Source organism: Sphingomonas sp. R1 (assembly GCF_025960285.1).
In the GTDB taxonomy this organism is placed as follows: domain Bacteria; phylum Pseudomonadota; class Alphaproteobacteria; order Sphingomonadales; family Sphingomonadaceae; genus Sphingomonas.
On record NZ_CP110111.1, the window covers coordinates 1075634 to 1098569 of the forward strand.

Genomic DNA, 22936 nt, shown 5'->3' on the forward strand with positions numbered 1-22936 from the left:
GATCTCAGACGCACGTTTGTTCCGCGAACAGCGTAGGCTGCACGGCGCAATCATTCAGCACCGAACGGGCTTGCAGGGCCGCGCCCACAGCTTGACGATAATGAACGGTCCTGAATCGCTCCGCTTCCTCGAAGCCCACGGGCGCCCAATCCTCGCTTGGGTAGCAGGCGTCATAAATCGCGCGCGCGGCCGCACGCAGCTGGAGATCATGCTCCATGCTCAAACTCCTGTAGCTGTCGAATCGCCGACATCTCGGCGTCAGCCCAGTTAGAACAAACATAGAACATATCGCAAGGCGGCCTTACAGCCGACATCTCGCAAACGTGCGCAAATTTCAGCGCCGCTTGCCGTCGGAGGCATCGCTCCCGCCTACCGCCGCCGGGTCACCCGCCCCCGCGTGGGGCACTGGAGTGGCCGCTTCTAGATCTGCCTTCGCACGCCCGCACGAAAAGCTGTAAAGCTCTAGTAGCGGTGTCTATCTCGTATTATTACGCGACCAGCCCCACGACCCATTGGCACGGCGATCAGAATCTAATAGCCGACAGATTGTCATCCTATATTCATCACCATTTAACCTTTATTCTCCGTACCGACTTCAAACCCTTACTCATTGTTCTCGCCAGCCTATTTATCTCATGATTGGGTCCGGGACCATTCTTAAGATCATTGAGCGTACTGTTAGCTAGCTTGACCACCTCGTGATTCGGGCCGGGAGCAAGGACATTATCTACGTAGGCAGTAGCTACCTGAGAAGCCACACTATTGCTGCCGAAGGTACCTGTGGCCAGATTCTTTAGCTCGTTTGCCCACTGTCGAAAGGCATTGTTCGGTCCAAAGCACCCCCCGGGGGTCGCAATGCCATTGCTCCAGCACTTATCTAATTCCGTCGCAGCCAGACGACCTCCAGTGCAAACCGCCCATAGCTTGGGATTGCCTCCAGTGGTTACGGCACAATCTAGTGCGACCTGCTGCTCGGGAGTGAGCTGCGGTCCAAGAGCACAAAGCGCCGCACCAGTGTAGTTCAAGCCGTTAGCCGGATTATAGTTATTTACCAGACATCCTGCATAGAGCTTCTCCTTAGCTCCCAAGTATGGAGTTGCCAGACATCCAGCCAAGGCGGGAGAGTCTTGTCCGTGCACCTCTAAACAGGATTTCACCTGCTTGAATCTATCAACCGACTGCTGAAGGTTCGAGTCGCCAGATGAGCACGCGTACGCGGAGACAGGATCATCCGAATTGCTTGCAACGCACGAGGCCAGGAGTTTGTACTTTCCTGGCAACGCCTGCTCTGCCACGCATGTCCAGAACGCCTGCTCGTTCGACGTCGATGATCTGCATTGCATGAGTTTGCTTACGTCCGGCACCGCCGGCTCCGCGAACGTTATCCCTGACTGCTGCTGCGCAGCTTCCGGATTGTCGGGCACTGCTACGTAGATGTTCTGCTGCTCTGTGCCCGGCGCAAATGTGTCGAGGGCGCCATGCCACATGCCTGGCACAACCGGCGAAGTCGGACACGGTAACCCGCCATAAACACCACAGGGAACGGGTGTCGCGCATGGGGGAAAGCCGTATGAACCACATGCAGGAGCGGTGATAAACGGCGGAGGCGGATATCCGGGCGGGATAAAAAATGGGCACGGGATACTGAAGGCTGAACCGCAGGATCTTGGAACAGGGCAGTAAGGTGTTCCCATTACTCCGCAGAAGGGCGCACCCATGGAAGGAGGTACGAACGGGCCTGAGATCTCTCCGAAGCAGGGTCCTCCGGACATACAGGACGCAAACGTGCTCTGCGATACGTTGAGGCCAGTACACATCTGCATCAACCGCTGATCGAATGCTCCGCTTTGAAAGCACTGCTGGATTTTTTGTCGCGGTGTGATTTGCGCCTCTGCCTTACCACTAAACGTAAAGCAAAATATGGCTACGACCAAAACCAAAGCTGCTCGAGCAAATATATTCACGGCCCACCCTATCTTTTGATAATTTAGCGGCAGCCAACTCCATGTCCGGGATACTTGCGCCTATGCTCCCGAGCTGCATCATCGCAACTGCGATAGTCAGGATAACTGGCGATACTATTATTTTTATGAGTTACACATCCTAGAATGTAGGTTTTACCTTCAGCGTGAACGAGAGGCAAAGCGAAGATCGCTATCATTGTGGCAGTTCTATTTAGCATACTGTCTCCCGACTAAGCAAAATACCCGCAGAATGAGATTAGCACAGGGAACTGTGAAGCGCGTGAATCTAGTTGTGTCGCAAAGGCAGCTCAGTGCCCTTGCAATCATTCACGTACGCTACATCGTCAACGCTGATACAATCGGGCAGGCCGAACACGATACTAGGCGAATCGGGCACCTGATTTCGATACAATGCAGACGTAGCTGGATCTCTGCAACTGCGCTTAAGCCGTAGCTAGGAAATCAATCCAAGCAACGAAACGACGACGGTGCTCATCGCCAGCAGCGAAAGCACTGCCACCGCCCCCAACTCTAGCTCGATCAATGTGGGAAGGCGCGGGCGCATGTTCGCGCTTTTCACGCCGATTACGATTTTTGCAATCAACAGCTCACCCGCTTTGGGCTCCTTCGATCACAAATATAGGCGGCGCTGATAGTCACCTGTCGAACACCCGGCGCTTCGCTCACCGAGAACGGGATCTTACAACTGCGCGGGATCAGGGCAGCGACGAGCTTCGGCCGATCACCGTTTTGACCCGCTCATATTTTTACAGCTGGTTCACCAGGCAAATTCAGCATCCACGAAGTAGTACAATGCTCCTGCAGCGCTCGCAGGCGGTGCAACGTTCCTCCGACGTCGCTGATCACCTTCACCTTTGGCAGAAGACGATCACAAAAAGCAGCGTCCATGCCGCACAGCTAAGCGGCGCAGCGCGCAGTAGATCGCAGGGGACGTTAGCGTGATCAACCAAGACGTCCCACTCTCAACGAGCACGGGTTACTACCTTCGAATTCGGCTGCTATCGCCAATACTTTGCTGACGTGACGATGTAGGCGCAATGCCTGAGAGGGTTTATAGGCTATGATGCTGCACCCATCGGTTTGCGCTCGCGGAAGCGGATCACCTCGCGGCCGGTCAGCTCGTTGATCTGCAGCAGCCTCACCTGCAGCGGCACGATCTCCAGCTGGAAGAACATGTCGACGGCCTGGAGCGGATTGCCGAAGCCGCTGGAGCCCTGCGCCGGCACAATGCCGAGCACCTGAGGCGGGGTTCGGTGCGCGGCGAGCACGTCGTCGCGCGTCGCGTTCTTGATGCCGAGAAACTCGTCTTTCGCACCTACCTCGGCGATCGGCAGAATCTTGAGGCTTCCCTCCTTGCCGTTCGGCGCGTGCACGAACAGGTTGCGGAAGTTGCCCGGCCCGCGCGACGCCTTGAGCGCGCCTTTCAGCGCGTCGGTGTCGTTCTGGTCGATCTCGCCGGTCGCGTAGAGAATGTACCCGGCATGGCTGCCGTTCAGATAATAGCGGCGACGGAACAGCGTGGCCGCCTCGTTCAGCAGCGCCGACTGCAGCGCGCTCAGATATTCCGGCACGCCATAGATCTCCTGGTTCACGTCCGGCTGGCGCACCTGCACCACGCTACCCGGCACGAACTCGGTCTCGTCACGGTCACCGGGCACATAGAAGAAGCGCCCCTCCTCCACCCCGCGCCGCGTGTATTTGGCAATGGCGTGATCATAGCGCAGCACGCCGCCCAGCACATTGCGGCGCTCCTCCAGATAGCCGTTGCCGAAGACGAGGAAATCCTGCGCCATCGCTTCGAATGCCGCGGTGCCGAGCAGCGGCGACGGCTCGAACGACGCGACCAGCAGGTTGCGCTTGAGCATGATGGCGCTGCTGTGGTGCGGCGAGACGCGGAACGCGCGCGCCAGGCCGTCGAGCGGCACCGGCGGCTCGTACCAGCGCCCATTGTGCCAGCATTCGGCCATGTCGAGCAGCTCGCGCCGGTTGAGCACCGGCTCCGGATCGCCGAAGCTGAACGCCAGACCGCCCGATCGGCTCGCCGATACAGTTGCGTCGTTCGCCGGCACCAAGGCCCCAGACGAGGCCGCTCCCGCTTCCTGCCGGGACATTGCCCGCGTCCGGTTCCGCTTCGCCATCGACAATCTCCATGCGCGTCTTCGGCCGCGCGCTGCCGTCCAGAGGTTCGTTGATCAGGATGTGCATCACCGCCCAGGCCAGGTCGCCGTGGCCGATATCCTCGTCGCCGCGGCTGGTCTTGAAGGTGAGCGCCCGGCCGGAGCCGGTCAGCGCCTTCTTGATGCTGAGGAAGCTCGACTGCACGTCGATCCACCCGGCATCGAACTCGATGCGGCCGCGCGCGAAGCTGTGCTGCGCCTTCATCACCATGGCCGACTTCGTCTCGAGCGAATATTCGATCTTGGTGCAGCCGCGCACCTTGTCGCGCAGCAGCTGATAGACGGCAGCACCCACGCCCATGGCGTCGATGCCGAGATAGGTGCAGTTGTACCGCGCCAGCTTGGCCTGGATGAACTCGGCCTGCGCCTGGAAATCCTGCCCGCGCAGCTGGTATTTCTCCAGCAGCCGGAACTTGCCCGACGGTCCCTCGGGCGGGAGCGCGATCACCAGAGCGGCATTGTCGCCGTTCTCGCTCTCCTGCGGATCATAGCCCGCCCACACCGCGCGCGTGCCCACGGGCCGCGCCGCCAGCAGATTGATGTCGGTCCAATCGACATGCGCGTCCACCGTCGCCTTCTGCAGCTCGTTAAACTTGAACGCCGAGAGGCTGTCGTCAACGAACTGGCACATCAGCAGATTGGCGAATTCATCCGGCGCATATTCGATGCGCAGCTCGTCCAGATCGAACAGGTCGCAGCCGCGCGCCTCCGCGTCCTCGATCGTCACGATCTGGCGCCAGATATTGTCCTCGCAAACCACGCCCGCCTTCAGCCGTGCATGGCCGGTGTCGATCGATATCCGGTTCTCCTTCTTCACCCGCCGGTTGCGGCGCTCGCCCGTCCAATAGGGGTGCGCCTGGTGGGCCACGGTCGACGGTGTGGAGAAATAGGTTTTCCGCCACTTCTTGTGCATCGCCATGCCGCTGGCGACCTTGTTCAGTTCCTCGAAGCCATAGGTCCAGAAGAACTCGTCGAAGTAGAAATTGCCGTGATAGCCCTGCGCAGTGCGGGCATTGGTCCCCAGGAAGATCAGCTGTGGCAGATCCTCGCCCTCGGGCAGCGTCTCGGCGCTGAGCACGATGGGATCGCCCTGCAGCTTCACGCCCACCCGCGCGGCGAACTGAATGATGTAGTTGCGGAAAATGTGCGCCTGGCTCTTCGAGGCGCTGAGGAAGATCATGTTGCCGCGCCCGCGCAGCGCGTCGAGCAGCGCTTCGCGTGCGAAATACCAGGTCGCGCCGATCTGGCGCGATTTCAGGATCATGCGGGTGCGCTGGTCGCGCGCGTCCCACCAATCCTGCTGATAACCGAACAGCTCGTCATGGAAGATGCGCTCCAGCTCCTCCACCTGCTCGGTGGTGAAGTGGTTGGTCTTCGCCTTCTTCTTCTCGCCCGCGTTGCGGTTGCCGACCTTCTCGTTCAGGTCGCCTTCGTGGCCGCCGGGGGCCTCATAGCGGCGGACCCGCGCCGCCGCCGTCACCGCCCGCATCAGCAGGTCGATTTCCTTGAAGTCGCCGGGGGTCTTCTTGTCCTTGTCGATCAGGCCGACGATGCGCGCCTCGATCGCGTCCTCGATCTTGGTGAGCGCGGGGGCATCATCCCAACGATCGCGCTGCCGCCACGATTCCACCGTGGCGCGCGATAGCGCCAGCTCCTCGGCGATCTGGGTGACCGTCCAATAGCGCCAGTACAGGCTGCGCGCCCTCCTGCGCGCATCCACCGGGATGGGCATCGTCGATGCGGGCAGGGGTTCGTCGGCGGGATGCATGGCGCGCCGAACCTAGCCACGCCTTCACGCGGTCGCTCAGCGGCCGACCTTGTAAAACCCCGCTTTTACAAGGCACCTCGCTTGAGAAGATGCCGGGATCCGGTCCCTGTTCGCCTGGTCAAACGCCGCACTGCCGCGATCATCAAGGGACCAGCATCGCCATGGCCAAACTCTCCAAGTATTTCCGCGCTTTCGTCGCCGGTCAGACGATCAGCGACGGCCGCACGATCACGGACGAGATGATCGACCAGGTGGTCGAGACCTTCAACCGCGACACCTATTCGCCGCGCATCAACATCGAGCATCTTGCCGGCTACAGCCCGGAACCGCCCTTCAACGGCTATGGCGACGTCGTCGCGGTGAAGGCGCAGGACGACACGTTCAAGATCGCCGGCAAGGACGAGACCCGCCGCGCGCTCTACGTGCAGGTCGAGGGCAACGACCAGCTCGTCAAGCTGTCCGCCGCCGAGCAGAAGCCCTACCCTTCCGTCGAGCTGACGCCCGACTATGCCGGTACCGGCAAGATCGGCCTGGTCGGCCTGGCCTTCACCGACACCCCCGCCAGCATCGGCACCCAGAAGCTGCAGTTCGCGCGCTCGGCGCCGGGCACGCTGTTCAGCGCCTCGACCGAGGCGGTCGCGATCGAATTCGAGGCAGGCTCGGCCGGCATCGCCGACGCGATCGTCGCCGGCTTCGCGAAGGTCGCCGACATGTTCAAGCGCTCCACCGAGGAGCCCGGCACGCCGCCGCCGCCCCCGCCGCCCCCCGCTACCCCGCCCGCGAACGACAATATGGATTTCGCCGCCTTCACCAAGGCGATCGGCGATCAGGTCGCCGCGGCGGTGAAGCCGGCGCACGACGCGATCAGTGAACTGCGCACCGAGCTGTCGACCATGAAGGGCCAGCTCGAAGACACGCCCGCCGGGTTCAGCCGCCCGCCCTCCACCGGTGCCGCGAGCCAGTTCCAGACCGACTGCTGATCGCCGCGCAGCCCCCGCACCCGCCCGCGCCTCACCCCGCACCCCCGGAGCATCCGAAATGCAGAATCAGACCCGCAAGCTGTTTAACGCCTATCTCGGGCAGATCGCCAAGCTCAACAGCCTGGACGGCGACTTCTTCTCTGCCGGCTCGACCGAGATCAAGAAATTCACCGTCACGCCGGTGATCGAGCAGCGTCTGCAGGCGAAGCTGCAGACCAGCAGCGATTTCCTCTCGCGGATCAACATCGTGCCGGTAGTTCCCCAGATGGGGGACCGCGTCGGCGTGGGTGTGGTGGGCTCGATCGCGAGCCGCACCGATACGGCCGGCGGCAATCGACGCCAGACGGTCGATCCGTTCGGCAGCGATCCGATTGACCAGTATCTCTGCAAGCAGACGAACTATGATTACCACTGGCGCTACGCCCTGCTCGACTCCTGGGCGCATCGGCCGGAATTCCAGCAGCTCTGCCGCGACGCGATCATCCTCGCCAAATCGCAGGACATCATCAAGATCGGGTTCAATGGCGTCGACGCGAAGGCGCAGACCAACCGCGCAGCCAATCCGCTGCTGCAGGACGTCAACTACGGCTGGCTCCACAAGATGCGGACCTATGCCCCCAATCGCGTGCTGTCCCATGGCGATCTGGATCAGCTCAAGGTCTATGTCTCCGAAACCGGTCCCTCGGATTACGAGAACCTCGACGCGCTCGTCTTCGACGTGATCCACAATCTGATCCATGAGGAGTTCCGCGGCGCGCCCGACCTCGTTGTGGTGGTCGGCAGCGACCTCGTTCACGACAAGTATTTCAAGATCATCACCGAAGCCGGCAACACCGCGACCGAAATGGTGGCGCGCGACGTGCTGATGTCGAGCCGCCAGCTCGGCGGCAAGCCGACGGTGCAGTTGCCGTACTTCCCGGCCAATGCGCTGCTGGTCACGAGCCTGAAGAACCTGTCCTATTACTGGCAGATCGGTTCCAGCCGCCGCAACGTTCGCGAGGAATCCGACCTCGACCGGATCGCGAACTACGAGTCGGTGAACGACGCCTTCATGGTCGAGGAATACGGCAAGGCCGCCCTGGTCGAGAACATCAAGATTGGCCCGAAGAGCTGAGGCTCTGCGTCAAGCCTGCCCGCCCTTTTCTGAACCAGCACCGGAACGCATCATGAGCCCAGCTCGCCAGCATCGTGAACGCTTCGCCCAAGCGGCCAAGCCCGATCACGCTACCCCGATCGTTGCCGCGCCCCAGGGAGAGGGCGGGCAGGACCCAGCTCTTGCGATCGTCTCCGCCAGCCCCGCGCGCCTGCATGCCCTGCAGCACGCGGCGCTGGCCACGGTCGACCGCCCCGTCGCGATCGACCCCGCGCTCGGCGACGGCCCAGACGCGCAGATCCATCTGCGCCTCGTGCACGACATGCGGCGCCTGAAGACCATTCAGTCGATTGAGAAGAAGATCGAGGCCAAGCGCGAGATGCTCCCGCCCTATCGCGATTGGGTCATGGCCCGGGTGCGTGCCGCGCGCGAGACCGGCAGGGCCGCGGGCGACGACGTGATCCCGACCATCATGGTCTGGCTGATCGACGTCGGCGAGTATCGGGGCGCGCTCGAGCTGGCGGACTATATGCTCCGCTACGATCTGCCGATGCCGGCGCGCTACCAGCGCACTACCGCTGCCCTGGTGGCGGAGGAAATCGCCACCGCCGCCGCCAGGGTGCAGGCTGCGGGGGAACGCTTCGATCTCGATGTCCTCGTCGATACCGAGATCCTGACGGCCGATGCGGACATGCACGATCAGATCCGCGCCAAGCTGTTCAAGGCGATCGGCACGGAGATGGCGCTCGATGCGGAAGCCGGAAACACCGATGCCTTCGGCACCGCGTTGGCCGCGCTGCGCCGCGCGCAGCAGCTCGACGACCGTGTCGGCGTGAAGGGTCGCATCAAGCAGATCGAAAAGGCGAGTGAAGCCGCGTCGGCACAGACCGCCACCACCACCCCGCCCGCCAAGGGCAACTGACCAGCTCGCCCCCCGGCGCTCGGGGGCGGATCGCGCGCGACGGGAGGGCCTGCGGGCTGAGGGCCGTCGCGGACCCGGTCCCCACCCCCGCTTGCCGGGGGCGCCACCCACGGAGACCAGCCCATGCTTATCATCTACATGCTGCTTGCCACCGGGTTGGCGCTCTGCACCGCTGCGGTCCTCTTCGCGTCGATCTACTTCCTCTTCGCTGAAAACATTCGCACCCGCCTGCAAACTGCCTCGGTGGTGGTTCTTGGGTCTTTCGGCTTCGTGCTGTGCATGGAAGCCGCCTCGTCGTCGGTATTGGCATGAACGGCTTCGCCTGCGGCCCCATTCTGACGCCGCCGCCTGCGGCCCCCGATGGCGCGCCGATCGTCAATGACGGCTGGTTCCCGAACGTTGATCCCGTCGACCTGCGCAAGGCTCGCCGGATCCCCGGGGACCTGCCTGCCGAGCGCCTGCGCGACGCCGTGCGCGAGGCGATGATCTGGGCAAACGACCAGCTCGAAGGCTGGCGCGCCGCGCAGACCGCCGCCAGCTTCGCCGAGGTCCCCTCTCCGCCGCTCGACGGGGCCACCCGCAACGTCGTGCTGTACCAGCTCGCCATTGGCGCCTGGACCAAGGCGCTGCTGGTGGAGCGGCAGCGCGACGTTGATCTCACCGGCGCCGGCCAGCGCAAGGTGGACGAGCTGGACGCCTCGGTCGGCGAGCTGCGCCGCGACGCGCTGCACGCGGTGCGTCGCATCCTCGGCCAGACCCGCACCAACGTCGAGCTGCTCTGATGGCGGACGTGCTCGCCGCGCGCCAGGGCGACACGCTGGACGAATTGCTGTGGCGCGAGCGCGGCCTCGGCCCCGAAGCGCTCGATGCGGTGCTCGCCGCCAATCCCGGCCTCGCCGATCGCGGTGCCGTCCTTCCGATCGGCACGCCGGTCACCCTCCCCGCCATCGCCGCCCAGGCACAGCCGGTGCGCGAAACGGTCCAGCTCTGGAGTTGACCATGGAACAGAAGATCGCGGCCATCCTCGACGCGCTTTTTGCCCTCCTCTCGGGCATCGCCCCCGGCGCGATCGGCGCGGCCGTGGGGCTTGCCTGGCGCAAGGGGCTTACGTGGCGCGAGCGCTTTACCCAGCTCGCCGTTGGCATCGTCGTGTCGTGGTTCGCAGGCCGCGCGATCGGCGCGCTGTGGACGCTCGATCCGTTCGTGCTGCAGGGCATCGCCTTCACCATCGGCATGATCGCCTTCGAGGCGACCCCGCGCTTCATTGCCGCCGCGGCCGACGTCGCTGGCACCATCCCGGCAACCCTGCGCGACCGCTTCCTTGGCAAGGGAGGCGAGCAGTGAGCTACAATCGCGACGCGCTCGCCGCCGAGCTGATCCGCGACGAGGACGAACGGCTCAAGGTCTATCGCTGCACGGCCGACAAGCGCACGATCGGCATCGGCCGCAACCTGGACGATGTGGGGATCTCGAAGGCGGAAACCGCCGCGCTCGGTATCACGGTCGCCAGCGTGATCAGCGACGGCATCACGCGCGAGCAATCGCGTGCCCTGCTCGCCAACGATATCGCCGTCTGCGAGCGCCAGCTCGACGCCAAGCTGCCCTGGTGGCGGGGGCTGTGCGACGTGCGCCAGCGCGTGCTGCTCAACATGTGCTTCAATCTCGGCATCAACCGCCTGCTCGGGTTCAAGAACACGCTCGCGAAGATGCAGCGCGGTGACTTCGCCGGTGCCGCCGCCGGGATGCGCGCGTCGCTCTGGGCGCGCCAGGTCGGCGCGCGCTCCACCCGCCTCGCGGCAATGATGGAAAAGGGAACCGCATGATCAGCCTGATCACCGGCGCCTTTCGGGCGCTGCACAAATGGGCGGGCAATAGCTGGCTGGTGCTGATCGCCATGGGCATCGCCACCGCCTGCCTCTACGTCGACACCCGCCGCACCCGCGCCGATCGCGATGCCTGGGCCAGCTGGGCACGCGAGACCTGCGCGCATGCCGGCGCCGGGACGGACGCCGCCACGATCGAGCGCAAGGATGCCGCCGGCCGCACCCACAAGGTGCGGATGCCCCGCGGCGCGGTCTGCCGCGAAGCGGTGCAGGATCTGGCGAAGTTCCGCGCCGACACCCTTGCCGCCACTGCCCGCGTGCTCGGCGCCGCCGCAGCCGAACGCGAAGCGAAGTCGAGCCGCGATCTCGTCGCCGCTCGAGTTGAGACCGGGAACCGGGCCGCCGCCCTCACCACCATGGAGAAAGCCGATGCGCAGATCCGCGATGACGATCGTGTTGATGGCAACTGGTTTGCTGCTCTCAACCGCCTTGGTGGGCTGCAGCCGCCCGATTGAGCACCGCCCGGCGGAGGTGATCGCCCTTCCCGTGAAGGACACCCCGCCCGCCGATCTGCTTGCCTGCCCGACAGCGCCCACCGCCTTCCCGACCGATCAGGTCGCCACCCTTCCCCCGCCGCTGCGCGCCGCCCTCCGCGCGCTGGTGATCCATGATCGCGACCAGCGCGTCCGCTTCCGGCGCCTGGTCGACTGGATCGCCCCTGGAACCTGCACGCCCGAACCGGAGACCCGCTGAATGAGCAAAGCCGCCACCGCCGAACTGCAGCAGTCCCAGCTTGATGCCATTGCTGCCCAGGGCGCTGCGATCGACGTGGTGCCGATTGTCCAGGGCACGCCGCTTCCCGCTCCGTCGCGCGCAATCCGCTGCCTCGGGACGGGCGGCACCATTCGAGTTCTCATGGCCTCCGGCGAACAGCGCGATAGCAAAATCGCCGCGGATCAGGTGCTCCCATGGTCGATCACCAAGGTGATCACCGCAGGGACCACCGCGACGCAGCTGGAGGCGTGGCTGTGAAGCTGGGCCTTGGCCTCTCGCCGATCATATTCGCGCTGAAGGGCGCTGTTGTCGCGCTCCTGTCCCGCACGGTCGATCGCACCACCAAGACGACGGATTCCACCCTTTATACGACCGACAGGAGCTGAGCGATGGCGCGCGCAATCATCGGCGTTGGCGACAGGCCCAACGACAACAAGGGCGACACTGATCGCGACGCCTGGATCAAGGCGAACGGCAATTTCGAAGAGCTCTACGCCGGTCGTCTGGCATTGCTGGTCAAGACTGCGGATTACGTCCTGGCCGTCGCGGATGTCGGCCAACTGCTGGTCGCCGATGCCAGCGCGGGTGCCATGCTGTGCACCCTTCCAACCGCCGGCTTCAAAGCCGGCGACCGGCTTTGGATCCGCAAGTTCGATGCGAGCGCGAACCGCGTTACCGTCCGTTCCGGCGCAATCGATCTGGCATGGCTCTCCGCCCGCAACGATAGCGTCAGCCTGCTGTGGACCGGTAGTGCTTGGCTGCCGATGCACTGGAACATTGCGCCGCTGAGGTTCGTCATCACCGGCTCTGGATCCGCCGCCAGCGTCAAGCCGCCGCTTGCAACGTCCTTCGACGCGATGCTGATCGGCGGCGGCGGCGGCGGTGGCAGCGGACGGTGCGGCGCGCTCTCCACCATTCGTACCGGCGGCGGCGGCGGTGCGGCAGGTGCCGTCCATTATGGCAGCTACCCTGCGAGCATCCACGGCACGACCGAGCAGATAACGATCGGTGCCGGCGGCGCTCGGGGGGCTGGTGTGGGCACGGCGGCCGCGAACGGGAATTCTGGAACAGCGGGCGGCACGACATTGCTGGGCACTTTCGCCCGCGCAGATGGGGGCGCGGGAGGAGCGGCTGGCAGCGGAGCCAATGGTGCCGCGGCTGTGGCGAGCCCCAATGGAACCTTTGGCACCTCCGGTAACGGCTCCGCCGCGACCTCGAGTGCGACCCCGGCACCGGGCGGCAGCGGCGCTGCTGGCGGTGGCGGCGCGGGCGGCAGCATGGATGCCAGCAATGTCATCCGATCAGCAGCGTCCGGTGGTGCTGGGTCTGGCAGCGCGGTCAGCGGAACAGCTGCCGGCGCGAATGGCATATCGTCTGCCCCTACCGGGGGCGCTGGCACATCGGTGGTCGACACCATCGCCCAGACAGCCGGCGGCGGCGGCGGCGGCGGCGCGGCGCTGACCGGTGCAACGGGCGCTGCCGGAGGATCCGGCGGTACGCCGGGCGGTGGCGGCGGTGGTGGCGGCGCGTGCGACGTCGGCTTCGTTTCGGGCGCAGGTGGGGACGGCGGGCGCGGCGAAGCGCGCGTCATTTGGTATTTCTGAGGGAGCCTCATCGTGGCTGTGTATCTGGTAGTCGACGACAGCGACAATGTGGTCAACCGCGTCGAATGGGATGGGGTCACACCCTATGATCCTTCCCCCATCTTTGGCGAGAAAGCGCGCCTCGTGCCCGAACCGCAAACGTCGGTAGGTGAGCATGAACAAGCCCGATAGTCTCCGCTGCGTGCTGCTCGCCCATGTGCCGCAGCTGCGCGACGATCCCTCGAAGCTCAGCCTGTTCGTCGACAAGGGCCGCGTTGCAGCGCGGCCCGGATCACTGGCGTTCGAATATCGCTACACGCTCAACCTGGTCGTGCAGGACTATGCGGGGTCGATCGACGGTTTGATGGTTCCGATCCTTGCATGGATCTCCGAAGCGCAGCCGGATCTGCTGCAGGCCAACCCCCAGGAGCCCTTCCGCTTCGAGTCCGAACTCCTGAGCGCCGAGGCGGCAGACGTGTCGGTCTGGATCGAGCTGAGCGAGATCGTGATCGTGCAGCCGCTCGAAACCGGAGGCTTCACCACCAGCCATCCCGAGCAGGCCCCGCTCGCCGATGCCTTCGATGGCGTCGGCTGCGTATCGCTGCTGCAACTGCTCCTGCGCGATGTTCCCGCAGACGATACCCGGCTTGTGGCTGAGCACGTCGGATGAGCGACGATCTGGCCGAAGTGGAACGGATTGCAGGCGCGCTGCTGCGGAGCATCGCGCCCGCCGAGCGCCGCCGCCTGCTGCGGGCGATGGCGAAGGATCTGCAGCGTTCAGAGTCGGCCCGCATCGGTCGCCAGCAAAATCCGGATGGAACCGGCTTCGCGCCCCGCAAGAAGAAGGTGCCCCCGCGCCCCGGCAACTATGCGGTGAAGTTCCTGTACCCCAAAGGAGCGCCGGAGCCGCGCCTGGTTCTCATGAAAAGCTGGGTGCACGAAGGCAATCTGCTCACTGGCTTCGACATCGAGGCGGGCGGCATCCGCAGCTTCTTCTGGGACAAGGTGGACCGATGGCTACCGCTCGAGTCGGACGAACAGAACAAGGGTGCGGGCAAGTTCCGGCGCAAGGGCAGCATCCGCCGCACCGCCATGTTCCGCAAGCTGCGGAACGGCCGGAACCTGCGCGCCGGGGCCACCGATCGCGAGGCATGGATCGGGTTTGCGGGGCGCGTGTCGGAGATCGCAAGCGTGTCGCAGGAGGGGCTGATGGATCGCCCGGCAGCCAAGGCGAAGCCGGTGCGTTATGCCAGACGTAAGTTGATTGAAATCAACGAAAATGAGACCGGTCTCATTCTCGAGAGTCTGTTATATCACCTCAGCTTTTCGACAGAATGGCGCTGACGAGGTCGCATTCTTTTATACCCACCCACCGCAAAAAATCCGAGACTTAAGAAGGCCCAAGTTTCGGTCTCTGGTACTGCGGAATGAACCGACAATGTACTTAGAGATGCCCGCCCCTGTGGCAAGCTTGCCCCTATGACGACATCCTTCCGAATATAGTAATCTTCCGTTTGAAGATACAAAAAAACTCCGGATAATACATCAAAATTCAAACTTTTTCCATCCGCTTTGATTAAAGAATACTGCTCGTGAGACAAACTTGCAGTACTTCGGGATTCTATAGAAAATCCGAATTTTTCGTTAGGTTTGATTGATGGGTCGCTTAAAAAGTCGAAAGCAAACGCGCTACCACAACCACTACAACCGCCCTCAAACTGCTCAAAATTCGATTCGTTAAATATCCTCATGATTACACGATAACTCGTGTCGAAACTGAAATATGCGTTCGCTATCGAATACTCTATGTGCACGGGTGGATTGTAGTGCAAAGAGTCGTACAACCACCCTAAATATTGATCCCCTAAAATAGATGAATCAAATTTAAAACTTCCTTTTATCGGAAGAGAAAAGTCCACTTTACTAGTGCCTTCGTCGATAATGAATCCAGAGAAACTTCCAATCAGTATTGTCGATTTTGCAGGAATTTGGACGGCAAAAATTAGTGCAAATACAATAGAGATAATTTTCTTGAGCAGCAGCCCTCGAATCCCCATCATCCCACACCCCCATGTTTGCATGCCTGCCTATTGGTGATATATAGATATCACAAATCAGTTTTTGATAGCGCCAAAGCACAATACTAAAGGGAACAACGATAATTATATTAGATACGCTTTACAATTTCCATTAAAAATTGCCGATAAGAATCAATAATTAACGATCATTTCGCAAATTACAGATCGTGGTCATGAAAAGCTTGGGAGCCCCGGGGGGAGCTCGAAGAAGCGAAATGCGGCGGTCGGCTTGGTAGATACCCCCTAAGGTCTAGACGGGGGGCTGTAGCCGCAGCGGGTCTTCAGCATCATCGGTACGGAGACCGTCACGATGTTCATCTGCTGCTGCGCCACCTGAGCCCCTGACCTTGTAAACCGCGCTTTTACAAGCCCCGCCGCTGGCCCCTTCAGCCATGCGCCCGCGACATGGGCGCCATGGCCGACACCTCCGTCACCTTCACCGCGGTCGATCTTTCGCGCCTGCCCGCGCCGAACGTGATCGAGCCGCTGCGCTTCGAGCAGATCTATGGCGAGATGCTCGCCAGCCTGCAGGCGCTGCTGCCCAGCTTTGATGCAACCGTGGAATCCGATCCGGCGGTGATGCTGCTGCGAGTCTGCGCCTATCGCGAGCTGCTGCTGCGCGGTCGGATCAACGACGCGGCGAAAGCGGTGATGCCGGCCTTCGCCACTGGCACCGATCTCGATCACCTGGCCGCGTTGATGTCGGTCACCCGGCTAGAGCTCGATCCCGGTGATCCGGCGAACAACGTGCCGCCGACCTATGAGAGCGACACGGCGCTGCGCGCGCGTCTGGTCCTCGCGCCCGAGGGGTTCTCGGTGGCGGGGCCGGAGGGGGCGTATATTTTCCACGCCCGTTCGGCCGATGGGGACGTGCTCGACGCGAGCGCGACCAGCCCTGCGCCCGGGCAGGTGCTCGTCACCATCCTGTCGCGACTGGGCAACGGCACCCCCGCGCCGGATCTACTCGCCAAGGTGGCAGCGCACGTATCGGCCGAGACGGTGCGGCCGCTCACCGACGCGGTGATGGTGCAGTCTGCGACGATCCTGCCCTATCAGATCACCGCCTCGCTCACGACATTCAGCGGCCCGGATGGCTCGATCGTCCTCGCCGAGGCGCAGCGGCGGGTGCAGGAATATCGCGAACGCCAGCACCGCCTGGGCGTCGATATCACGCGATCGGGCATTTTCGCCGCCTTGCATGTCGAAGGCGTGCAGAATGTCGTGCTGTCTGCGCCCGCCGCCGACATCATCGTCGACCGCACCCAGGCCGCCTACTGCACCGGCATCGCCCTCACCTATGCCGGCACCGGCGAATGACCGGGAGCCTGCTGCCCCCGAATGTCACGGCGCTCGAACGCGCGATCGAGGCCGCGACGGCGCGCATGGGCGACGTGCCCGCGCCGCTGCGCTCCCTCGTCGATCCGGACACCTGCCCGCTCCCCCTCCTCCCCTATCTGGCGTGGGCCGTCTCCATCGACGCATGGTCGAGCGACTGGCCCGAGCCGGTGAAGCGCGCCCGCGTGCGCCGCGCGATCGAGATCCAGCGACGCAAGGGCACCGCGTCATCGGTTCGGGCGGTGGTCGAATCGTTCGGCGGCTCCGTCGCGCTGCGCGAATGGTGGCAGCTCGATCCGCCCGGCCCGCCGCACACCTTCACCATGGCGGTGGAGCTGAGCGGCAATGACGGCGCGCCCGCCACCTCCGCCTTTGCCGATGCCGTGATCAACGAAGTCCGCCGCACCAAGCCGGTGCGCTCGCATTTCACCTTCACCCAGGGGCTCCGCTTCACCGGCGCAACCGGCCTGATCGCCGTTGCGCGCCCCGTCCTGTTCACCCGCCTTCAATTCGACGCCTGATCGGAGCCTGCGATGCCGCTTACCATCACCGTCACCAATGCCGGCCGCGCTGCGCTGGTCAACGCCGCCAGGGACGGCACCAACGCTGTTCGCATCGCCTCGGTCGGTGTCTCGGCGGCATCCTTCAATCTCGGCGCCGGCAGCACCAGCATGCCCGGGGAGATCAAGCGTATCGTCACAATCGCGGGCGATGCAGTGGCGGCCGATACCCTCCACGTCACCGTTCGGGACGAGAGCAGTGCCGCCTATACGGTGCGCTCACTCGCCCTCTATCTTGCCGATGGCACGATGTTCGCGGCCTATACCCAGGCATCGCCGCTCGTCGAAAAATCGGCGCAGGCGATGCTGCTGCTCGCCCTGGACGTGCGCTTTGCCGACATCGCCGCGACCAGCCTCACCTTTGGCGCCACGAATTTCCTCAACCCACCCGCCACCACCGAGGCGCTGGGGGTGGTGGAGCTGGCGACCGACGCGGAAGCCAATGCCGGTACGGACGATCGCCGCGCCATCACGCCGAAGAGCCTGAATTTCACGCTATCGACCCGGCTTTCGGCCTGGGGCACCGACATCTGGCGCGCGAGCAATGACGGCGCGGGCTCGGGCATGGATGCGGATCTGCTCGATGGGCAGCAGGGCAGCTATTACGCCAACATCCCGGCTAGGCTCGGCTACCCCCCCGCGAACCGCGCGGGCGACACGTTTACCGGCAATATCGCGATCTCCAACGGGGTGTCCCCCGTCTTCTTCTTCGAGACCCCAACAGCGGCGGAGGCGGTCATCCGCTTCCAGCGGAATAGTCGGGCGCGCTGGGACACCAAGATGAGCGCTGCCGCCGAAACCGGCGCCAACAACGGGAGCGACTTTCTGATCAACCGCTATGATGATGGCGGTAACTACCTCGACACGCCCTTCGCGATCAGTCGCGGAAGTGGCGATATGTTCAGCCGGAACGGCAAGGTGTGGCATTCCGGCAACGATGGGGCCGGGTCCGGACTCGACGCTGATCTGCTCAACGGCCAAGGCAGCAGCTTCTATACCAACATCGTCGCGCGCCTGGGGTACACGCCCCTCAATCGGGGTGGCGATATGGCGACCGGTCGCCTTCTTTTCAGCGCGGGAGCTGCTGGCAACAGCGGGATCGCAGGATCAGCCGGCGATCGTAGCGAGATCGAGGTCCGCGCCAATGGCGTGGGCGCCGCCCTGATGTCCTTCCACCGGCCCGGCGCCTTCGCCACCTATCTCGGGCTCGACACCGATAATGCGCTCAAGATCGGCGGCTGGAGCCTCGGCGCAAATGCATACACGATCTGGCACGCTGGGAATGATGGAGCTGGCTCCGGCCTCGACGCCGATCTGCTAGATGGTCAGGAAGGCAGCTACTACACCAACATTCCCGCGCGGCTCGGCTACACCCCCGCGAGCCGCACCGGCGATGCATTCACCGGCAATGTCGGCATCACCAACGGCTCAATCCTCTATCACGAGGCTGGTGTAGGCAACTACGGCCTGAACCGCTTCCAGCGGCAGAACCGTCCGCGTTGGGACTTGGGCATGGCAAATGACAGCGAGACCGGCGGAAACGCCGGGTCTAGCTTCTACATCAGCCGATTCGACGATGCCGGTACCAACATCGGCACCGTCCTGCTGATTGATCGGGCATCAGGCGAAGTCCGCTTGCTCGGTCAGCGCGCCTGGCATGCTGGGAACGACGGTGCCGGCTCAGGCTTGGATGCAGATCTGCTCGATGGCCTGGATAGCAGCTACTACACCAACATCGTCGCACGGCTAGGCTATGTGCCGATGAACAGCGCTGGAGATCGTGCGACCGGGAAGCTGGTCTTCAACGCGAACGCGGCCGGTGATGCGGCGATGGGGGGAAGCGCGAGCGATCGTGGCGAGATCGAAATCCGCGGCAACGGGGTCGGCGCTGCCATCATGTCATTCCATCGGCCTGGTGCGCACGCTGCCTATCTTGGTCTCGATACCGATAATCGGTTGAAGGTTGGCGGATGGAGCTTGGGAAGCGATGCTTACACCATCTGGCACATCGGCAATGATGGATCCGGCTCGGGCCTCGACGCGGACCTGCTCGACGGCCGCCATGCATCGGACTTCGCCCTCAACGCTTCCTTAGGCGATGTCTGGCGAGCGTCGAACGATGGTGCCGGCTCGGGCCTCGATGCCGATCTCCTCGACGGCCAGGACGGCAGCTACTACGCCAACATTAAGGCGCGGCTGGGTTATTCGCCGCTGAATAGCGCTGGCGATCGTGCGACCGGAAAGCTGGTCTTTAATGCGGACGCTGCGGGCAATGGCGGCATGGCAGGGAGCGCAGGCGATCGTGGCGAGGTGGAGGTGCGCGGAAACGGCACCGGCGCCGCGATGATGTCCTTCCACCGGCCCGGCGGCTTCGCCTCCTATTTTGGCCTGGATGTCGATAATAAGTTCAAGGTCGGGGGGTGGAGCTTCGGTAACGACGTGTTCACGCTTTGGCATGTCGGCAATGACGGTGCCGGCTCCGGCCTCGACGCGGATCTGCTCGACGGCCGCCAGGCATCGGACTTCGTGCTGCAGAGCGATGGCGCCCGTTTCGGCTCCAACGCGAACGGTTATTGGGAGCGCCGCCCCAACGGCGTCATCGAGCAATGGGGCACGATCAACGGCCCGTTCACCGAAGGGCAGCAGTCCGTCACCTTCCCGATCCCGTTCACCAATGCGGACTCGGTCAACATCTCGGCGACTGGCGTGAACAGCTTCGCGAACAACCGCTACGACATCACCATCCAGCGCGTCTCCCGCTCGACGGACGGCTGCTCGCTGATGGTCCAGTACACCGCCGCCTCGACCTCGATCAATCAGATCGACGCCATCGACTGGCGCGCCGTGGGCGTTTGAAATGGAGGAAGCAGCTATGAAATGGACGATCAACAGCGTCGGCACCGGTACCGTAAACGTGACATTCGAGCATGGTGGCGTGACCCATACCCGCGACGTGAACACGGTACTGAACGCTAAGGGCAAATATGATGCCGCCGGGACCGAAGCCCGCATTGCCGACGTCGCCGCGGGCGTCGAGGTGAAGATTGCGGCCGGCGCCATCACCAATCCGCCCCCGGCAGCGGAGGCGGCCCCCGCCGCAGCGAAATAGGGCAGACTTGTAAACCGGGCTTTTACAAACCCACACCCGCGCACGATCCCGGTGCCGGCGGCACAGTCTGGCACCGTGAGCGACCTCAACGATCCCCGCCGCCTGATCGGCAACCTGATGCGCCTGGGCACGATCGACAGCCTCGATCTTGCCCAGGGCACGGTGCGCGTCCGCGTGGGCGACCTCCTCACCGGCGACATACCCTTCGCAGCCCCGCGCGCGGGCGCCGTGCGGATCTGGTCACCCCCCAGCGTCGGCGAGCAGGTGCTGCTCTTCTGCCCGGAAGGCGATGTCGAGGCCGGCATCATCCTGGGCGCCCTGTTCAGCGACGCGCATCCCGCCCCCGCCAGCGACACGTCGTGCCTGATCGACTTTCCCGATGGCACCCGGCTCATCTATGACGGGCAGCGCCACAAGCTCACCATCGCGATCGGCGCCGGTGGCTCGGCGGAGATTTCCGCCCCTGGCGGTCTCACCCTCAACACCGATGTGACGCTCAACGGCAAGCTGGACGCGACCGGCAAGATCACCAGCGCGAGCGACGTGGTCGCCGCCGGCAAGAGCCTGACCGGTCACAAGCATCTGCAGGTGCAGCCCGGCGGCGGCGTCTCGGGCGCTCCGCAATGAGGGGCATGGATGCCGCCACGGGAAAGCCGCTCGACGGCGATGCGCACCTCGGGCAGTCGGTCGGCCGCGTGCTCAGCACCCCGATCGGCTCGGTGCCCTGCCTGCGCGAGTTCGGCTCGCTGCTGCCGGAGCTGGTCGACCAGCCCGCCAACCCCGCCAGCCGGATCCGGATCTTCGCGGCGACCGCATTGGCGCTCAAGCGCTGGGAACCGCGGATCAAGGTCACCCGCGTCGGCCTGGAACAGCCGGCGCCGGGCAAGGCCATCGTGATCGTCGAAGGCATCCGTACCGACCAGCCTCGCGCCACCCTGCGCACCCGCCTCACCGTGCCGCTCGCGTCCCGCGGCGGCCTCACCGTCTACGCATAGGAGACCGCCCATGGCATTTCAGCACGGCATCAATCTCACCGAAGTCAGCACCGGCACGCGCAGCCTGGTTGCCGCCGCGACGGCAGTGATCGGCATGGTGGTCACCGCGCCCGCTGCCAAGGCCGAAGCCTTCCCGCTCAACAAGGCGGTGCTCGTGACCGATCCGGAAGCGGCGCTCGGCAATGCTGGCGCCACCGGCACGCTGCCCAATGCGCTGCGCGCCATTGCCGACCAGGTCCGCTGCCCGATCGTCATCGTCCGCGTGGCCGAGGGCGCCAATGCCGGCGAGCTGGGCGCCAATGTTATCGGCACCACCAACGCCCAGGGCATCAAGGCCGGCATGCAGGCCCTGCTCGCCGCCGAGGCACAGCTCGGCGTGAAGCCGCGTATCCTCGGTTGCCCCGGCCTCGATACCCAGGCCGTCACCACGGCGCTGGTCGTGGTGGCGAAGAAGCTGCGCGCCATGGTCTATGCCGCGGCGATCGGCAGCGACATCAGCGCGGCCAAAGGGTACCGGGCGAACTTCACCGCGCGCGAGCTGATGCTCGTCTATCCCGATTTCTATGCCACCGATGCGACCAGTGGCGCGCCCGTGGTGAGCTACGGTGTTGCCCGCGCGCTCGGCCTGCGCGCGCGGATCGACCTTGAGCAGGGCTTTCACAAGACGATCAGCAACGTCGCGGTCGACGGCGTGATCGGGCTGACCAAGGACATCCAGTTCGACATTCAGGATTCCGGCTGCGAGGCCAATCTGCTGAACGAGTCGCAGGTATGTGCGCTGGTGCGTGCCGGCGGCGGCTTCCGCATCTGGGGCTCGCGCACCTGCTCGGGCGAGCCGCTCTTCGCCTTCGAGAGCGCGGCGCGCACCGCGCAGGTGCTGCTCGACACCATCGGCAACGGCATGATGTGGGCGATCGACAAGCCGCTGCGCCCCAGCCTCGCCAAGGACATCGTCGAGACGATCAACGGCGAGCTGCGCCAGATGACGCTGGCCGGCCAGATCCTCGGCGGCAAGGCGTGGTTCGATGCGACCCGCAACCCGACCGATCAGCTCAAGGCCGGCAAGCTGACCATCGACTATGATTACACGCCGGTGCCGCCGCTCGAAGCGCTCGGCCTCAACCAGCGGATCACCGACAGCTATTTCGCCGATTTCGCGGCCGCCGTCGCCGCCTGATCGCCCCCTTCCCGCTCCCGTCTCGAAAGGCTGAACCATGGCCCTCCCCCGCAAGCTGAAAGACATGAACCTGTTCTCGGAAGGGAACGAGTATAAGGGCACCGCCAGCAGCGTCACCCTGCCCAAGCTGGCCCGCAAGCTCGAAGAGTATCGCGGTGCCGGTATGGACGGCACGGTCAAGCTCGACATGGGCGCCGAGCCGATGGAGATGGAATTCACCCTCGGCGGCCCGGATCTGTCCATCCTGCGCCAGTACGCGCTGCCGGGCCTGGCCGGCACCTATCTCCGCTTCTCCGGCGCCTGGCAGCAGGAAGACACCGGCACGGTCGACACGATCGAGATCATCGTGCGCGGCCGGTACGAGGAGCTGGACTTCGGCGAAGCCAAGATGGGCGAAGGCGGCGAGTTCAAATGCAAGTTCGCCCTCGTCTATTACCGGCTCGACTGGAACGGGCAGGAAGCCATCGAGATCGATGTGCTGGCCGGCGTGCACCGCGTCGCGGGCGTCGACCGCCTGGCCGAGATCACCGCCGCGGTCTCCTGATCCGCGCGCCGCTCCCTTCCCCTAATCGAAAGG

General features: G+C 64.0%; 26 protein-coding genes and 1 pseudogene. 23 read left to right on the forward strand and 4 right to left on the reverse strand.

Going from position 1 to position 22936, the window contains the following annotated elements; genetic code table 11:
• Positions 1-4 precede the first annotated feature (4 nt).
• From OIM94_RS05145 to OIM94_RS05155, 3 genes and pseudogenes are all read right to left on the reverse strand, one after another.
• Positions 5-217 (reverse strand): hypothetical protein, encoded by a 213-nt coding sequence (locus tag OIM94_RS05145; protein ID WP_264609027.1) that lies wholly within the window; start codon positions 215-217, stop codon positions 5-7.
• Between the two features lie 2826 nt (positions 218-3043).
• Positions 3044-3952, reverse strand: coding sequence for a phage portal protein (locus OIM94_RS05150; RefSeq protein WP_413716380.1), 909 nt, complete (start codon positions 3950-3952; stop codon positions 3044-3046).
• A gap of 172 nt (positions 3953-4124) precedes the next feature.
• Positions 4125-5909 (reverse strand): annotated as a pseudogene (locus OIM94_RS05155) (terminase large subunit domain-containing protein); the annotation flags it as partial.
• A 182-nt stretch (positions 5910-6091) separates the two neighbouring features.
• Here OIM94_RS05155 and OIM94_RS05160 point away from each other — a divergent pair.
• From OIM94_RS05160 to OIM94_RS05230, 15 genes are all read left to right on the forward strand, one after another.
• On the forward strand, positions 6092-6910 hold the full coding sequence (locus OIM94_RS05160) for a GPO family capsid scaffolding protein (protein WP_264609029.1): 819 nt from the start codon (positions 6092-6094) through the stop codon (positions 6908-6910).
• A 58-nt stretch (positions 6911-6968) separates the two neighbouring features.
• Positions 6969-8024: a phage major capsid protein, P2 family gene (locus OIM94_RS05165; protein ID WP_264609030.1), complete on the forward strand. Its 1056-nt coding sequence runs from the start codon at positions 6969-6971 to the stop codon at positions 8022-8024.
• A 52-nt stretch (positions 8025-8076) separates the two neighbouring features.
• Positions 8077-8925 (forward strand): phage terminase small subunit, encoded by an 849-nt coding sequence (gene gpM / locus OIM94_RS05170; RefSeq protein ID WP_264609031.1) that lies wholly within the window; start codon positions 8077-8079, stop codon positions 8923-8925.
• Positions 8926-9048: 123 nt separating this feature from the next.
• Positions 9049-9237 (forward strand): hypothetical protein, encoded by a 189-nt coding sequence (locus OIM94_RS05175; protein WP_264609032.1) that lies wholly within the window; start codon positions 9049-9051, stop codon positions 9235-9237.
• Positions 9234-9707, forward strand: coding sequence for a head completion/stabilization protein (locus OIM94_RS05180; protein WP_264609033.1), 474 nt, complete (start codon positions 9234-9236; stop codon positions 9705-9707). The genes OIM94_RS05175 and OIM94_RS05180 overlap by 4 nt, the downstream gene beginning before the upstream one ends.
• On the forward strand, positions 9707-9922 hold the full coding sequence (locus OIM94_RS05185) for a tail protein X (RefSeq protein ID WP_264609034.1): 216 nt from the start codon (positions 9707-9709) through the stop codon (positions 9920-9922). Before OIM94_RS05180 ends, OIM94_RS05185 begins: the two co-directional genes overlap by 1 nt.
• A gap of 2 nt (positions 9923-9924) precedes the next feature.
• Entirely contained in the window at positions 9925-10269 is a 345-nt protein-coding gene (locus OIM94_RS05190; RefSeq protein WP_264609035.1) for a hypothetical protein, read from the forward strand.
• Positions 10266-10748 carry a glycoside hydrolase family protein gene (locus tag OIM94_RS05195; RefSeq protein WP_264609036.1) on the forward strand — a complete coding sequence of 161 codons (483 nt, stop codon included), beginning with the start codon at positions 10266-10268 and terminating at the stop codon, positions 10746-10748. Before OIM94_RS05190 ends, OIM94_RS05195 begins: the two co-directional genes overlap by 4 nt.
• Positions 10745-11263 (forward strand): hypothetical protein, encoded by a 519-nt coding sequence (locus OIM94_RS05200; protein WP_264609037.1) that lies wholly within the window; start codon positions 10745-10747, stop codon positions 11261-11263. The genes OIM94_RS05195 and OIM94_RS05200 overlap by 4 nt, the downstream gene beginning before the upstream one ends.
• A gap of 16 nt (positions 11264-11279) precedes the next feature.
• On the forward strand, positions 11280-11501 hold the full coding sequence (locus tag OIM94_RS05205; RefSeq protein WP_264609038.1) for a hypothetical protein: 222 nt from the start codon (positions 11280-11282) through the stop codon (positions 11499-11501).
• Entirely contained in the window at positions 11502-11780 is a 279-nt protein-coding gene (locus OIM94_RS05210; protein ID WP_264609039.1) for a spike base protein, RCAP_Rcc01079 family, read from the forward strand.
• Positions 11777-11908: a hypothetical protein gene (locus OIM94_RS05215; RefSeq protein ID WP_264609040.1), complete on the forward strand. Its 132-nt coding sequence runs from the start codon at positions 11777-11779 to the stop codon at positions 11906-11908. The genes OIM94_RS05210 and OIM94_RS05215 overlap by 4 nt, the downstream gene beginning before the upstream one ends.
• Before the next feature lie 3 nt (positions 11909-11911).
• Entirely contained in the window at positions 11912-13126 is a 1215-nt protein-coding gene (locus OIM94_RS05220; RefSeq protein WP_264609041.1) for a glycine-rich domain-containing protein, read from the forward strand.
• A 154-nt stretch (positions 13127-13280) separates the two neighbouring features.
• A complete protein-coding gene (locus OIM94_RS05225) occupies positions 13281-13775 on the forward strand; it encodes a phage tail protein (protein WP_264609837.1) in 495 nt (164 codons plus the stop codon).
• Positions 13772-14449 (forward strand): phage virion morphogenesis protein, encoded by a 678-nt coding sequence (locus OIM94_RS05230; RefSeq protein ID WP_264609042.1) that lies wholly within the window; start codon positions 13772-13774, stop codon positions 14447-14449. Before OIM94_RS05225 ends, OIM94_RS05230 begins: the two co-directional genes overlap by 4 nt.
• Here OIM94_RS05230 and OIM94_RS05235 read toward each other — a convergent pair.
• Positions 14419-15165, reverse strand: coding sequence for a hypothetical protein (locus OIM94_RS05235; RefSeq protein WP_264609043.1), 747 nt, complete (start codon positions 15163-15165; stop codon positions 14419-14421). The two genes, OIM94_RS05230 and OIM94_RS05235, sit on opposite strands and share 31 nt — an antisense overlap.
• Before the next feature lie 432 nt (positions 15166-15597).
• Between OIM94_RS05235 and OIM94_RS05240 the strand changes: the two genes are divergently transcribed.
• The 8 genes from OIM94_RS05240 to OIM94_RS05275 all read left to right on the forward strand — a co-directional run bounded on the left by OIM94_RS05240 (position 15598) and on the right by OIM94_RS05275 (position 22903).
• Positions 15598-16500 carry a baseplate J/gp47 family protein gene (locus tag OIM94_RS05240; protein WP_264609044.1) on the forward strand — a complete coding sequence of 301 codons (903 nt, stop codon included), beginning with the start codon at positions 15598-15600 and terminating at the stop codon, positions 16498-16500.
• Positions 16497-17039, forward strand: coding sequence for a phage tail protein I (locus OIM94_RS05245; protein ID WP_264609045.1), 543 nt, complete (start codon positions 16497-16499; stop codon positions 17037-17039). The genes OIM94_RS05240 and OIM94_RS05245 overlap by 4 nt, the downstream gene beginning before the upstream one ends.
• Before the next feature lie 12 nt (positions 17040-17051).
• Entirely contained in the window at positions 17052-19934 is a 2883-nt protein-coding gene (locus OIM94_RS05250) for a gp53-like domain-containing protein (RefSeq protein ID WP_264609046.1), read from the forward strand.
• 16 nt (positions 19935-19950) lie between these two features.
• On the forward strand, positions 19951-20187 hold the full coding sequence (locus tag OIM94_RS05255; protein WP_264609047.1) for a hypothetical protein: 237 nt from the start codon (positions 19951-19953) through the stop codon (positions 20185-20187).
• A 75-nt stretch (positions 20188-20262) separates the two neighbouring features.
• Entirely contained in the window at positions 20263-20814 is a 552-nt protein-coding gene (locus OIM94_RS05260; protein ID WP_264609048.1) for a phage baseplate assembly protein V, read from the forward strand.
• 5 nt (positions 20815-20819) lie between these two features.
• Positions 20820-21182, forward strand: a complete 363-nt coding sequence (locus OIM94_RS05265) for a GPW/gp25 family protein (protein ID WP_264609049.1) — start codon at positions 20820-20822, stop codon at positions 21180-21182.
• A 10-nt stretch (positions 21183-21192) separates the two neighbouring features.
• Positions 21193-22359, forward strand: coding sequence for a phage tail sheath subtilisin-like domain-containing protein (locus tag OIM94_RS05270; RefSeq protein ID WP_264609050.1), 1167 nt, complete (start codon positions 21193-21195; stop codon positions 22357-22359).
• Between the two features lie 37 nt (positions 22360-22396).
• Complete coding sequence (locus OIM94_RS05275) at positions 22397-22903, forward strand: phage major tail tube protein (RefSeq protein WP_264609051.1); 507 nt, start codon at positions 22397-22399, stop codon at positions 22901-22903.
• Positions 22904-22936: the final 33 nt, after the last annotated feature.

What these genes read in the sequence shown, in the direction of transcription:
- OIM94_RS05145 (WP_264609027.1), bottom strand. Translation starts at nt 217, where the DNA reads ATGGAGCATGATCTCCAGCTGCGTGCGGCCGCGCGCGCGATTTATGAC.
- OIM94_RS05150 (WP_413716380.1), bottom strand. Translation starts at nt 3,952, where the DNA reads ATGGCCGAATGCTGGCACAATGGGCGCTGGTACGAGCCGCCGGTGCCG.
- OIM94_RS05160 (WP_264609029.1), top strand. Translation starts at nt 6,092, where the DNA reads ATGGCCAAACTCTCCAAGTATTTCCGCGCTTTCGTCGCCGGTCAGACG.
- OIM94_RS05165 (WP_264609030.1), top strand. Translation starts at nt 6,969, where the DNA reads ATGCAGAATCAGACCCGCAAGCTGTTTAACGCCTATCTCGGGCAGATC.
- gpM (WP_264609031.1), top strand. Translation starts at nt 8,077, where the DNA reads ATGAGCCCAGCTCGCCAGCATCGTGAACGCTTCGCCCAAGCGGCCAAG.
- OIM94_RS05175 (WP_264609032.1), top strand. Translation starts at nt 9,049, where the DNA reads ATGCTTATCATCTACATGCTGCTTGCCACCGGGTTGGCGCTCTGCACC.
- OIM94_RS05180 (WP_264609033.1), top strand. Translation starts at nt 9,234, where the DNA reads ATGAACGGCTTCGCCTGCGGCCCCATTCTGACGCCGCCGCCTGCGGCC.
- OIM94_RS05185 (WP_264609034.1), top strand. Translation starts at nt 9,707, where the DNA reads ATGGCGGACGTGCTCGCCGCGCGCCAGGGCGACACGCTGGACGAATTG.
- OIM94_RS05190 (WP_264609035.1), top strand. Translation starts at nt 9,925, where the DNA reads ATGGAACAGAAGATCGCGGCCATCCTCGACGCGCTTTTTGCCCTCCTC.
- OIM94_RS05200 (WP_264609037.1), top strand. Translation starts at nt 10,745, where the DNA reads ATGATCAGCCTGATCACCGGCGCCTTTCGGGCGCTGCACAAATGGGCG.
- OIM94_RS05210 (WP_264609039.1), top strand. Translation starts at nt 11,502, where the DNA reads ATGAGCAAAGCCGCCACCGCCGAACTGCAGCAGTCCCAGCTTGATGCC.
- OIM94_RS05220 (WP_264609041.1), top strand. Translation starts at nt 11,912, where the DNA reads ATGGCGCGCGCAATCATCGGCGTTGGCGACAGGCCCAACGACAACAAG.
- OIM94_RS05225 (WP_264609837.1), top strand. Translation starts at nt 13,281, where the DNA reads ATGAACAAGCCCGATAGTCTCCGCTGCGTGCTGCTCGCCCATGTGCCG.
- OIM94_RS05230 (WP_264609042.1), top strand. Translation starts at nt 13,772, where the DNA reads ATGAGCGACGATCTGGCCGAAGTGGAACGGATTGCAGGCGCGCTGCTG.
- OIM94_RS05235 (WP_264609043.1), bottom strand. Translation starts at nt 15,165, where the DNA reads ATGATGGGGATTCGAGGGCTGCTGCTCAAGAAAATTATCTCTATTGTA.
- OIM94_RS05240 (WP_264609044.1), top strand. Translation starts at nt 15,598, where the DNA reads ATGGCCGACACCTCCGTCACCTTCACCGCGGTCGATCTTTCGCGCCTG.
- OIM94_RS05245 (WP_264609045.1), top strand. Translation starts at nt 16,497, where the DNA reads ATGACCGGGAGCCTGCTGCCCCCGAATGTCACGGCGCTCGAACGCGCG.
- OIM94_RS05250 (WP_264609046.1), top strand. Translation starts at nt 17,052, where the DNA reads ATGCCGCTTACCATCACCGTCACCAATGCCGGCCGCGCTGCGCTGGTC.
- OIM94_RS05255 (WP_264609047.1), top strand. Translation starts at nt 19,951, where the DNA reads ATGAAATGGACGATCAACAGCGTCGGCACCGGTACCGTAAACGTGACA.
- OIM94_RS05265 (WP_264609049.1), top strand. Translation starts at nt 20,820, where the DNA reads ATGGATGCCGCCACGGGAAAGCCGCTCGACGGCGATGCGCACCTCGGG.
- OIM94_RS05270 (WP_264609050.1), top strand. Translation starts at nt 21,193, where the DNA reads ATGGCATTTCAGCACGGCATCAATCTCACCGAAGTCAGCACCGGCACG.
- OIM94_RS05275 (WP_264609051.1), top strand. Translation starts at nt 22,397, where the DNA reads ATGGCCCTCCCCCGCAAGCTGAAAGACATGAACCTGTTCTCGGAAGGG.